Source organism: Paracoccus binzhouensis, from assembly GCF_016446475.1.
Lineage (GTDB): Bacteria > Pseudomonadota > Alphaproteobacteria > Rhodobacterales > Rhodobacteraceae > Paracoccus > Paracoccus binzhouensis.
In genome coordinates, this window is record NZ_JAEHFP010000126.1 from 1 (window position 1) to 11,871 (window position 11,871).

Annotated in this window: 10 protein-coding genes and 1 pseudogene; 3 read left to right on the plus strand and 8 right to left on the minus strand. The window is 69.4% G+C overall.

The features are described 5' to 3' along the window. Positions 1-79 precede the first annotated feature (79 nt). Positions 80-1,177, plus strand: coding sequence for a calcium-binding protein (locus tag I9P22_RS20405; RefSeq protein WP_199261594.1), 1,098 nt, complete (start codon positions 80-82; stop codon positions 1,175-1,177). 72 nt (positions 1,178-1,249) lie between these two features. On the opposite strand, the gene I9P22_RS20410 is transcribed toward I9P22_RS20405, so the two are convergent. Together I9P22_RS20410 and I9P22_RS20415 are read right to left on the minus strand one after the other, a co-directional pair. Continuing rightward, the gene (locus I9P22_RS20410) at positions 1,250-3,745 is read right to left on the minus strand and encodes a GcvT family protein (RefSeq protein WP_199261596.1); all 2,496 of its coding nucleotides are present in this window, start codon (positions 3,743-3,745) and stop codon (positions 1,250-1,252) included. A gap of 161 nt (positions 3,746-3,906) precedes the next feature. Continuing rightward, positions 3,907-4,917, minus strand: a complete 1,011-nt coding sequence (locus I9P22_RS20415; RefSeq protein ID WP_199261598.1) for a 2-hydroxyacid dehydrogenase — start codon at positions 4,915-4,917, stop codon at positions 3,907-3,909. A 91-nt stretch (positions 4,918-5,008) separates the two neighbouring features. Between I9P22_RS20415 and I9P22_RS20420 the strand changes: the two genes are divergently transcribed. Then, entirely contained in the window at positions 5,009-5,611 is a 603-nt protein-coding gene (locus I9P22_RS20420; RefSeq protein WP_199261601.1) for an SH3 domain-containing protein, read from the plus strand. Between the two features lie 13 nt (positions 5,612-5,624). On the opposite strand, the gene I9P22_RS20425 is transcribed toward I9P22_RS20420, so the two are convergent. The 6 genes from I9P22_RS20425 to infC form a co-directional block, all read right to left on the minus strand. After that, on the minus strand, positions 5,625-6,395 hold the full coding sequence (locus I9P22_RS20425) for a class I SAM-dependent methyltransferase (protein WP_233253503.1): 771 nt from the start codon (positions 6,393-6,395) through the stop codon (positions 5,625-5,627). A gap of 284 nt (positions 6,396-6,679) precedes the next feature. Continuing rightward, positions 6,680-7,105: a hypothetical protein gene (locus I9P22_RS20430; RefSeq protein WP_199261605.1), complete on the minus strand. Its 426-nt coding sequence runs from the start codon at positions 7,103-7,105 to the stop codon at positions 6,680-6,682. A gap of 26 nt (positions 7,106-7,131) precedes the next feature. Then, entirely contained in the window at positions 7,132-9,168 is a 2,037-nt protein-coding gene (locus tag I9P22_RS20435) for a M3 family metallopeptidase (RefSeq protein ID WP_199261607.1), read from the minus strand. 31 nt (positions 9,169-9,199) lie between these two features. After that, positions 9,200-10,336, minus strand: coding sequence for a HesA/MoeB/ThiF family protein (locus I9P22_RS20440; protein WP_199261609.1), 1,137 nt, complete (start codon positions 10,334-10,336; stop codon positions 9,200-9,202). Between the two features lie 13 nt (positions 10,337-10,349). Continuing rightward, positions 10,350-10,826 carry a dUTP diphosphatase gene (dut, locus tag I9P22_RS20445; protein WP_199261611.1) on the minus strand — a complete coding sequence of 159 codons (477 nt, stop codon included), beginning with the start codon at positions 10,824-10,826 and terminating at the stop codon, positions 10,350-10,352. Between the two features lie 11 nt (positions 10,827-10,837). Next, a complete protein-coding gene (gene infC, locus I9P22_RS20450) occupies positions 10,838-11,611 on the minus strand; it encodes a translation initiation factor IF-3 (protein ID WP_233253504.1) in 774 nt (257 codons plus the stop codon). Between infC and I9P22_RS20455 the strand changes: the two are divergent. Then, a pseudogene (locus I9P22_RS20455) lies at positions 11,595-11,871 on the plus strand (hypothetical protein); the annotation flags it as partial. The gene infC and the pseudogene I9P22_RS20455 overlap by 17 nt on opposite strands.

Below are 11,871 nucleotides of genomic sequence, written 5' to 3' on the forward strand. Positions count from 1 at the left end.
ACACCGCTCGGGGCGAAAAACGCTTGCCCAGCGAGCAAAATCAGGCGATCTTGAAGTCAAGCGGCGGGCCACTTGGGGAATGTCGGATGACACGGTGCAATCGGCGGTTTCCTATGCGCTGACTGCAGATGTCGAGAACCTTGTTCTGGCCGGGACTGCCAATATCAACGGCACCGGCAATGCGCTGGCGAACCGGATCAGCGGCAATGCCGGCAACAATACGCTGCTGGGCGGTCTGGGCAACGATACGCTGCTGGGCGGCGCCGGCAACGACACGCTGAACGGCGGGGCCGGCGACGACCGGCTGGACGGCGGCGCGGGGGTGGACCTGGTCACCTATGGCGCGGCCACGGGGGGCGTGCGGGTGAACCTGGCGACGGCCGGCGAGGCGATCGGCGGCGGCCAGGGCAGCGACACGCTGAGCTGGATCGAGAACGTCAACGGCTCGGGCTTCGCCGACGTGCTGACCGGCAACGCCGCCGCGAACCTGCTGTCCGGGGCCGCGGGCAATGACACGCTGGTCGGCGGGGCCGGCAACGACACGCTGAGCGGCGGGCTCGGCACCGATACGGCGGGCTATGGCGCGGCCGGCGGCGGCGTGCGAGTGGACCTGGCAATGGCCGGCGCGCAGGCGATCGGCGGCGGCCAGGGCAGCGACACGCTGAGCTGGATCGAGAACCTGGACGGCTCGGGCTTTGCCGACCGGCTCTGGGGCAATCTTGCGGCGAACCGGCTGAACGGCGGCGCCGGCAACGACCAGCTGGATGGCCGCGGCGGCAATGACAGCCTACTGGGCGGCGCCGGCAATGACGTGCTGACCGGCGGCGCGGGCGCGGACCGGCTGAACGGCGGGCTGGGCGCCGACCAGTTCGTGTTCCTGGGCCTGGGTGAGTCGGGCGTGGCGGCGGCGGGGCGCGACCTGATCCAGGATTTCAGCCACGCCCAGGGCGACCGCATCGACCTGCGCCGTATCGACGCGCATGCCGGGCTTGCCGGCGACCAGGCCTTCCGGCTGATCGGCGAGCGCGCCTTTACCGGCGCGGCGGGCGAGCTGCGCTATGAGCGGGCCGGCAATGTGACCACGATCCTGGCCGATACCAATGGCGACGGCCGGGCGGATTTCTCGGTGGCGCTGAACGGCAGCCACAGCCTGATCGGGGCGGATTTCCTGCTGTAACCGGCTGGCCGAACAGCAAAAAGGCCCGGCATCACGCCGGGCCTTTCCTGCATCTGCGGCTGGGGAGGAGGGTCAGCCGTCGATGCGGATCACCTTGTTTTCCGGATCATAGGGGCTGTCCTCGGTCACCACCGCGTCCCACAGCTGGCGGTGCATCCGGACCTTCAGCCGCGTGCCCGACTCGGCCAGGTCGGGGCGGACATAGCCCATGCCGATCGACTTGCCGAAGGCCACCGACCAGCCGCCCGAGGTCAGGCGGCCGATCCGGGTCGCGCCGTCTTCGGTGTAAAGCGCCTCGCGGCCCCAGGGGTCGGCATCGGCTGGGCCGTCGATCAGCAGGGTGCAGCATTTCGCCCGCACGCCCTTGTCGAGCATGGCCTGCTTGCCGTTGAACTCCTTGCCCAGATCGACGAAGCGGTCCAGCGCGGCTTCCAGCGGCGTCGCGTCGCGGCCCAGCTCGGTGCCGAAGGCGCGATAGGATTTCTCCTGCCGCAGCCAGTTCTGCGCGCGGGCGCCGACCAGCTTCATGCCGTGCTTGTCCCCGGCGGCGACCAGCTGGTCCCAGAGATAGCGGCCGAACTCGACCGGGTGGTGCAGCTCCCAGCCCAGCTCGCCGGTATAGGCGACACGGATGGCGCGGACCGGGCACATGCCCAGCTCGATATTGCGCATCGACAGCCACGGGAAACGCTTGTTGCCCAGCACCGTCTCCGGGTTCGCGTCGCGGACGATCTCCTTGAGGATGTCGCGCGATTTCGGCCCGGCGATGGCGAAGACGCCCCATTGCGTGGTCACGTCCTGGATGATGACCTGGCCGAATTCGCCCTCCATCTCCTCGGCGGTCTTGCGCAGGAAGTCGGCGTCGTAATCGGTCCAGGCACCGGCCGAGATCAGGTAATAGTCGTCCTCGGCCAGGCGCACGATGGTGTATTCGGTGCGGGTGGTGCCGGTCTCGGTCAGCGCATAGGTCAGGTTGATGCGGCCGACCTTGGGCAGCTTGTTGGTGGTGAACCAGTCGAGGAAACCCGTCGCGCCGGGGCCATGGACCCGGTGCTTGGTGAAGGCCGAGGCGTCGATCAGCCCGGCGGTGTTGCGGATCGCCTCGGCTTCCTCCTTGGCATATTGCCACCAGCCGCCGCGACGGAAGCTGCGGCTGGCATGGTCGTCGAAGCCGGCGGGGGCATAGTAGTTCGGCCGCTCCCAGCCGTTCACCTGGCCCATCTGGGCGCCGGCCGCGACCTGGCGGTCATAGGCGGGGGCGGTGCGCAGCGGGCGGCAGGCCTCGCGCTCCTCATCCGGGTGGTGCAGGACGAAGACGTGCTCGTAGGCTTCCTCGTTCTTGCGCGCGGCGTATTCGGTGGTCATCCAGCCGCCGAAGCGCCGGGGATCGAGGCTGGCCATGTCGATCTCGGCCTCGCCCTGGGTCATCATCTGCGCCAGGTAATGGCCGGTGCCGCCGGCGGCGGTGATGCCGAAGCTGAAGCCCTCGGCCAGCCACATGTTGCGCAGGCCGGGCGCCGGGCCGACCAGCGGGTTGCCGTCGGGGGTGTAGCAGATCGGGCCGTTGAAGTCGTCTTTCAGACCCACGGTTTCCGAGCTGGGCAGCCGGTGGATCATCGACATGTATTCTTCCTCGATCCGCTCCAGGTCCAGCGGGAACAGGTCGGCGCGGAAGGTTTCCGGCACATCGTAGAGGAAGCGGGCCGGGGCATTGCGCTCATAGGGGCCGAGGATCCAGCCGCCGCGTTCCTCGCGCACATACCATTTCGCATCGGCGTCGCGCAGCACCGGGTGCTCGGGGTTGCCGGCCTGGCGCCAGGCCAGCAGCGCCGGGTCCGGCTCGGTGACGATGAACTGGTGCTCGACCGGGATCGCCGGGATCTTGATGCCCAGAAGGCGCGCGGTGCGCTGCGCGTGGTTGCCGGTCGCGGTCACCACATGCTCGGCGCGGATCTCGAACTCCTCGCCCGAGCCGACCAGGTTGCCGCCCTTTTCGATCATCTTCTCGCAGGTGACGACCCATTCCTCGCCGGTCCAGCGATAGCCGTTGACCTGGATCTTGCGCTCGATGCTGGCGCCGGCCATGCGCGCGGCGCGGGCCATGGCCTGGGTCACGTCGGCGGGGTTGATATAGCCGTCGGTCGGATGGAACAGCGCACCCTTGAGCCCGTCGATATTGACCAGCGGCCAGCGCTCCTTGATCTGCGAAGGCGTCAGGAATTCATGCTCGATGCCGACCGTCTCGGCGGTGGCCGAATAGAGGTGGTATTCGTCCATGCGCGCGTCGGTCTGCGCCATGCGCAGGTTGCCGCAGCGGGTGAAGCCGGCGTTCAGCCCGGTCTCGGCCTCGAGGCCCGCATAGAGCTTGACCGAATAGTCGTGGATATGGCTGGTCGCATAGCCCATGTTGAACAGCGGCAGCAGCCCCGCCGCATGCCAGGTCGAGCCCGAGGTCAGCTCGTCCCGTTCGACCAGCATCGTGTCCCAGCCCGCACGGGCCAGGTGCAGCGCGATGCCGCAGCCGACCGCGCCGCCTCCGACCACCAGGGCCTTCACATGGGTTTTCATGGCTAGCGACTCCTTCTCCGCGCCCAAAGCTCCGTTACCGGATTAGAGCTTTCCCGGGGCCAGTCTGCCGTATCCCGGCGACATATTCTCGGCAAAAAGCGACATGGCGCGATCTGGCGGCGGCGCGAAAGCGAACGCCCCGGGAAACCGGGGCGCGCGGGTCACAGCATCGAGGGCACCACCAGGTCCGGCGGCCGGTGCCCATCGGCGAAGGTCTTGATATTGATGAGCACTTTCTCGCCCATCTCGATCCGGCCCTCGATGGTGGCCGAGCCCATGTGCGGCAGCAGCACGACATTGGGCAGCTCGCGCAGCCGCGGGTTGATCTCGTGCCCGTGCTCGAAAACGTCGAGGCCGGCGCCGGCGATCTCTCCGGCGCGCAGCATGCGGGTCAGGGCGTTCTCGTCGATCACCTCGCCGCGCGAGGTGTTGATGACCACGGCCGAGGGTTTCAGCAGCTTCAGCCGCCGCGCGTTCAGCAGGTGGAAGGTCGAGGGCGTGTGCGGCGCGTTCACGCTGATGATGTCCATGCGCGCCAGCATCTGGTCGAGGCTTTCCCAATACGTCGCCTGCAGTTCCGCCTCGATCTCGGGGCGCAGGCGGCGGCGGTTGTGGTAATGCACCTGCATGCCGAAGACATTGGCACGCCGCGCCACCGCCTGGCCGATGCGGCCCATGCCCAGGATGCCCAGCCGCCGGCCGCCCAGCCGGCCGCCCAGATGCGCGGTGGGCGACCAGCCCTGCCAACGCCCGGCCTGCATCTCGGCCAGCCCCTCGGGGATGCGGCGGGTCACGGCCAGGATCAGCGCCATGGCCATGTCGGCGGTATCCTCGGTCACCACGCCCGGGGTGTTGCTGACCAGGACGCCGCGCTGGCGGGCGGAATGCACGTCGATATGGTCGACGCCGGCGCCGTAATTGGCGATCAGCTTCAGCTTCTCGCCGGCCTGGGCCAGCATGGCGGCGTCGATATGGTCGGTCACCGTCGGCACCAGCACGTCCGAGACACGCATGGCGGCGCAAAGCTCGTCGCGGCCCATCTTGTGGTCGTCGGGGTTCAGCGACACGTCGAAAAGCTCGGACATCCGGGTCTCGACCGCCTCGGGCAGGCGCCGGGTCACGGTAACTTTAAGGCGCGAGCGGGTCGGATCGGTCGCTTGAACGGCGGGCATGGTCGCTCCTCTCTTCCAAAGCCGGGCGGCTTTTGGCAAAGTGCCCGCGATGCGGGGCGCGCACAAGACCCCGAAATTGCAGGACGGGCACATGAAGCAAGGACAGGCTTGGCTTGGCGCCATGGCATTGGCGCTGGGGGCATGGTTCGGGACCGCGGCAGCGCCGCAGGGCGGCAATCCGGGCGAGCAGCTGGATGCCAAGCCGGTGCCCGGGCTGTCGGCCGATGCGACGATCAGCCGCCACCAGGACGGCAAGCGCGACCCGCATCGCGGGCCGGTCACCAACCTTCCGTTGCCGCGCTATGTCAGCCTGAAGGGCAGCGAGGGCAACGCCCGGCGCGGCCCCAGCCTGTCGCATCGCATCGACTGGGTATTCCGCCATGCCGGCATGCCGCTGCGCGTGGTGGCCGAGTTCGGGCATTGGCGCCGGGTCGAGGACCAGGACGGCGCCGGCGGCTGGGTGCATTACTCGCTGCTGTCGGGGGTGCGCACCGCCATCGTCACCAGGGACATGCTGGACCTGCTGGCCCGGCCCGAGCCGCGCGCCGCCGTGGTCGCCCGGGCCGAGGCCGGCGCCATCGTGCGGCTGCACGAATGCAACCCGGACTGGTGCCGGGTCTCGGGCGGCGGCGAGAAGGGCTGGGTGCCCAAGACCGCGATCTGGGGCGTCGATCCCGGCGAGATCCGCGACTAGATCCGCGACCGGCTCAGCCGGCGGCCTTGCGGATCACCACATGGCCCAGCGAGACGCGCATCCAGTCGAAGCGCGACTTGCGCGGCGTGCCGGCGCCGAAGCTGGGATGGGTCATGTCCTCGGCCCCGCATTCGTCGATCAGCTCCTTGACGAAGCCGACCATGCCGCGGTCATGGCCGTGAAAGCGCCGCCGCACCAGGTTCCAGCGCATCCAGCCGGTGGCCTTGCGCAGCGGGCGAATCGCCTGGACCGGGGCGGACTTGTGCAGCCGGTCCAGCAGCTTTTCATGCGCGGCCAGGTCGGGCTCGGGCGGGCGGTAATGCTTGCCGTCCGGGTATTGCGGCCAATAGCCGGTGCCCCAGTCCTCGATGAAGTAATAGCCGCCGGGCTTCAGGTGGTGCTGGAACAGGTGCCAGAAGCAGATCCGCGCCAGCTGCCCGACATGGGCGGCATCGTCGATGATGACGTCGAAGCCCCCGGGCGCGCGCTCGGCGGCGATGCGGTCCAGCACCGCCTTGTCCTGCTGCTCGCCGACATAGCAGCGCACCCGGTCACCGAAGGCCGCGCTGCAGGGGGTGATGTCCAGGCCGGTGATGCGGGCATTGGGCAGCCAGCTCTCCCAGTGCCGCAGCGAATCGCCGCGGGCTATGCCCAGTTCCAGGAAATCCAGCGGCTGCTGCCGGATCGGTCCCAGATAGGTCTCGTAATTCGCGAAGTAATGCGCGAGGCCCATCTTGTCGATCGGCACCTCGTCCACGCTTTGCATCAAGGCTGCCTCGGACATCGCCATGTCCCTCTCTCCCGCCAACCGTTTACCCGAACCGTTCCAGCCGAGGCCGGGCCGATGGCCGCGGCCGGTCCTGACCCGGAAAGGATAGGGGCCGGTGCGGCGCGCCGGCAAAGGAAATCATCCCGGCCCTGCCCTAAGGACAGGTGCCGCGGCGCTGCGGACAGGGTCACGGCTGTGCGGCGGGGCAGAAATGCAGCCCAGAGTTGCGAAGCCGCCCCGAAAGTGGGCCGCCCCGGGCCGGAGCGGCCTTGGGGCGGCCTTGAGGGCGGCCGCGGCGGTCACATGGTCTGGCCGACCAGGGAATCGGTGCTGGCCGTCGCCTTCATGCATTGGTGATAGGTCAGCGTGGTCGAATCCTCGGTCAGGCGCAGGATGCCGTCCGGGCGGGTCTGCAGGTCCACCACCCGGTTGCCGCCGGCGGGCGAGCCCTCGCAGGACAGGGTGACGCGGGTCCGGTTCACCTGCTGCTCGGCATTGGCGACGGTGCAGGTCGCGCCGGGGAACAGGAACTTGTTGCCGTCGATGACCAAGCTCTTGTCACTGGCCGGATCGCCGCAATTCGATTCCAGCAGGTTGTAGGTGCCGTTCAGGGCGCTGGACTGCGCGATCGGGCCCGGGGTGGGCTCGGGTGTCGTCGGCGCGACCTGATCGCAGGCCACCAGGCCCAGCGTCGCCACGGCAGCAAGGGCGAGAAGAGGCTTCATCACAGTCATTTCAATCTCCCGTTGTTTCAGGAAGCGTCGGCCAGCAGGCCGCGTCCTCTCAACAAAGCGTGAACCCCCGGTTTTCGTTCCCTGAATTTCAGCCAAAGTTCGTCCGCCGGCAGGGAATCGCCTTTCGACAGGATCCATTGCTCGAGCTTGCGGGCAGTTTCCGGGTCGAAGGCGTCGCCCCGTTCCAGGAAGGCCTCGAAGGCGTCGGCATCCATCACCTCGGACCACATGTAGCTGTAATAGCCGGCGCTGTAGCCATCGCCGGAAAACACATGCGCGAAATGCGGCGTGGCGTGGCGCATCGGGATGGCGGCCGAGGCGCCGAGCCCGGCCAGCAGCTCGGCCTGCCGCGCCATCGGGTCGGCAGGCGGCGCGCCGCGGTGGAAGGCCAGGTCGACCAGCGCGCTTTCCAGATATTCGGTGGTGGCGAAGCCCTGGTCGGCATTCCTCGCCGCCAGGATGCGGTCGCGCAGCGCGGCCGGCATGGGTTCGCCGGTCTCGGCATGGCGGGCGTGGCGGTCCAGCACCTCGGGCTGCTCCAGCCAATGCTCGAAAAGCTGGCTCGGCAGCTCGACGAAATCGCGCGCCACCGAAGTCCCCGAGATCGAGGGCCAGGCCACGTCGGACAGGATGTGGTGCAGCGCATGGCCGAATTCGTGGAACAGCGTATGCGCGTCGTCCCAGCCCAGATAGCAGGGCGCGCCGGGCTCCTCGGGCGGGGTGAAGTTGCAGACATTGACCACGATGGGCCGCTGGCCGGCGCCGATCCTGTGCTGCTGCTGCAAGGAGGAGCACCAGGCACCTGAGCGCTTGCCGGGCCGGGCGTAATAGTCGCCCAGGAAGACGGCCATCCGCCGGCCGTTCCGGGTGATCTCCCACGCCCGGACATCGGGCGACCAGAGCGGGGCGTCGAAGGGCCGGAACTCTAGCCCGAACAGCCGCTGCGCGGTGTCGAAGACCGCGCCGATCATGGCGTCGAGCGTCAGGTAGGGCTTGACCGCCGCCTCGTCGAGATCGTGCTCGGCCTTGCGGCGGCGCTCGGCATAGAAGCGCCAGTCCCAAGGCTCCAGCGCGCCGTTCACGCCGTCCTCGTGCAGCATCTGGGCCAGGCGCGCGGCATCGGCCTCGGCCCGGGCCTTGGCCGGGGCCCAGACCTGCATCAGCAGCGCCTCGACATTTTCGGGCGCGCCGGCCATCTCGGGTTCCAGCTTGTAGCTGGCGAAATCCGCATAGCCCAGAAGCTGCGCACGCTCATGGCGCAGCGCCAGGATCTCGGCGGCGATGGGGCGGTTGTCGGTCGCCTCGCCCCCCGCCCCGCTGCCGCTGCCGCGCGCCGTCCAGGCCCGCCAGGCCGCCGCGCGCAGGGCGCGGTCCTCGGCATGTTCCAGGAAGGGCACGATCAGCGAGCGGTTCAGCGTCACCACCTGGCCCGGCAGGCCGCGTTCCCGCGCCGCCGCCCGCATCGCGCGCAGCAGCCAATCGGGCAGCCCCGCCAGCCCGTCATCGGGCACCGCCATGGCGAAGTCGCGCTCGTCGGTCAGCACGTTCTGGGCGAACTGGGTGCTGAGCACCGCCAGCCGCTCGCGGATCGCCGCCATGCGCTCGCGCGCCGCGCCGGTCAGCCCGGCGCCGGCCCGGCGCAAGCCGCGCAGGGTCAGCTCGGTCAACCGGCGATCCTCGGCAGGCAACCCGTCCCGGTCCTGCATCACCGCCTCGACCCGGTCGAAAAGCCGCGGGTCCATGCTGACCTTGCTGCCATGCGCCGCCAGCCGCGGGGCGATCCGGCGCTGCAGGTCCTCGCGCGCCGGGTTGGAATCGACTCCGGTCAGGGTGAAGAAGATGGCGCAAAGCCGGTCCAGCGGCTCCTCGGCGGTTTCCAGCGCGGCGACGGTGTTCTGGAAGGTCGGCGGCTCGGGATTGGCAGCGATGGCCTCGACCGCGTCGCCGGCCAGTTCCAGGCAGGCGTCGAAGGCAGGGGCGAAATCCTCGTCGCGGATCCGGTCGAAGCGCGGCAGCCCCAGCGGGCCGGTCCAATGGGTGAGTTCGGGGTTCATGCGAGCCTCCTTTCGGTTGGCCGCGAGTGTTTCAACCCTGCCGGAAATGTCCAGAGCCGCAGGTGGGGCAATCGGCACGACGGGCGATTTTCATCACCCGGTTCTCGCCATAGAGCCCGTCGAAGATCAGCATCCTCCCGCGCAGCGGCTCGCCCGCGCCGGCGATCAGCTTGATCGCCTCGAGCGCCAGCATCGAGCCGACGACGCCGGGCAGCGGGCCGACCACGCCGGCCTCGGCACAGGCGGGGGCAAGACCGGGGGCCGGCGCCTCGGGAAAGATGCAGGCCATGCAGGGCGCGCCATGTCCGGGGTCCCAGACCGTCACCTGGCCTTCCCATTGCGCGATGGCGCCGGCGACCAGCGGCACGCCGGCCGCGACGCAGGCGGCGTTGACGGCCTGCCGGGCGGCGAAACTGTCGGTGCCGTCGATGACCAGGTCGTGTTCGGCGACCAGCGTGGCATCCTCGGCTGTGATGCGGCGGTTCAGGGCGGTGACCGCGACATGCGGGTTCAGCGCCAGCATGGCGGCGCGCGCCGCCTCGGCCTTGGGCGCGCCATCGTCCGAGGCGCGGAAGATCACTTGCCGCTGCAGGTTCGACAGGCTGACCCGGTCGTCATCGGCGACGGTGATCCGCCCGACGCCGGCGGCGGCGAGGTAAAGGCAGACCGGCGCCCCCAGCCCGCCCGCGCCGACCACCAGCACCCGCGCTCGGCGCAGCGCCGCCTGCCCCGGCCCGCCCAGTTCGCGCAGCACGATATGGCGGGCGTAGCGGTCCAGCTCCGCGTCCGAAAGCGGCCCCGGATCGGGTCCGGGCGCGGGCGCGGCTGCGGCCTGTTTCACCGGCACCAGCCCCGGCGCGTCATGCGGCAGCGCGATGCTGTGGCGATGCAGCAGCCGCAGGGCCAGCCAGGCCGCGACACCGATCAGCGCCACGGCCAGCAGCCAGATCAGCGCATGGGGGGACCATTGCACGAAACGCGAAAAGGCGCTGTCGGGCCAGCGCTGGACCGCGCCGGCCACCGCCAGCCACAGCAGGACGGCGGCAAGGCCCAGCATCCAGCCGCGCAGCCGCAGCCAGTAGAGCCAGCCCAGCACCGCGCCATATCCCAGAAGCCACCAGCCGCCGGTCAGCCAGACCAGCACCAGCAGGAGGATGAGGACAGGCATCAGCCCCGTCCCATCACCGCCGGCCGGTCGAGCCGAAACCGCCCTCGCCGCGCGCGGTATCGTCCAGCGCCTCGGCCATCACATAGGCCGCGCGCGTCACCGGGGCGACGACGGCCTGGGCGATGCGCTCGCCATGCCGGATCGCATAGGGCGCGGCGCCGAGGTTGATCAGGATCACCCCCAGCGGGCCGCGATAGTCACTGTCGATGGTGCCGGGGGTGTTGGGCAGCGTCACGCCATGCTTCAGCGCCAGGCTGGAGCGGGGGCGGATCTGCATCTCGTAGCCCTCGGGGATCTGCACGCGCAGCCCGGTCGGCACCAGGCGGATCTGGCCGGGTTCCAGCACCAGCTCGGCCCCGTTCATCCCGGCCCCGCCCAGATCGGCGCGCAGGTCGGCGCCGGCCGAGCCGCGGGTCTGGTATTCGGGCAGGGGCAGCGCCGGATCGGCGCCCGGTTCGCGCAGAACCAGAATCGTCACCTCGGCCGCCATCATACCCAGCCCTATTTCGGAGCGATCATCATGACCATCTGACGCCCTTCCAGCTTGGGCATCGATTCGATCTTGCCCGCCTCCCCCACATCGGCGGCGACGCGGTTCAGAAGCTCAAGCCCCAGCGACTGGTGCGCCATCTCGCGGCCACGGAAGCGCAGGGTGACCTTGACCTTGTCGCCCTCGCCCAGGAACTTCATCACCGAGCGCATCTTGACGTCGTAATCATGGGTATCGGTCCCGGGACGGAACTTGATCTCCTTGATCTCGATGACCTTCTGCTTCTTGCGGGCCTCGGCTTCGCGCTTCTGCTGTTCATACTTGAACTTGCCCAGGTCCATGATCTTGCAGACCGGGGGCGTGGCGTTCGGCGAGATCTCGACCAGATCCAGCCCGGCTTCCTGTGCAAGCTCCAATCCGCGGGAGGGCGGCACGACGCCGATATTCTCGCCATCGGCACCGATCAGGCGGATTTCGGCGACTCGGATGCGCTCGTTGACGCGGGGGCCGGTGTCACGGGTGGGCGGAGCGTTATGCGGTCTGCGGGCTATGGCTGTCTTCCTTGTATTGCCGGAGGTTTGCGCGGTTAAATAGTCGCGCAAACCCGCGTTTTCAACCGGATTCGTTGGGCTTGCCGCGCAATTGCAGCTTTCGCGCCCGGGGTGGGGCGGGCCCGGACGCCCCGGCCGCGGCCCCGTGACCGGGCCGCTTTTCCCGGCCGCCGCGACATGGCATAGAGGATCCTGCGCCGCCAGAGGGGAGATCCGCATGAAAAGACTGCTCATCCCGTTCCTCGTGCTTGCCGCTGCTTTCGCCGGCGCCTGGTATTGGTGGCAGCGCGACCCGGCGCCGCAACTGGCCGAGGCGCCGGCAGAAGCCCCTGCAGAACCCCCGGCCACAGCGCAGGACAGGACGCAGGATCGGGCCGAAGCCGCCGCCAATGCCGCGGCGGATGCGGCAGCCGACGCGGCGGCCATCGCCGCGGATGCGGCAGCCGATGCCGCGGCCTCGGCGGATGCGGCGGCCGTGGCCCCCGCCGGCTCGG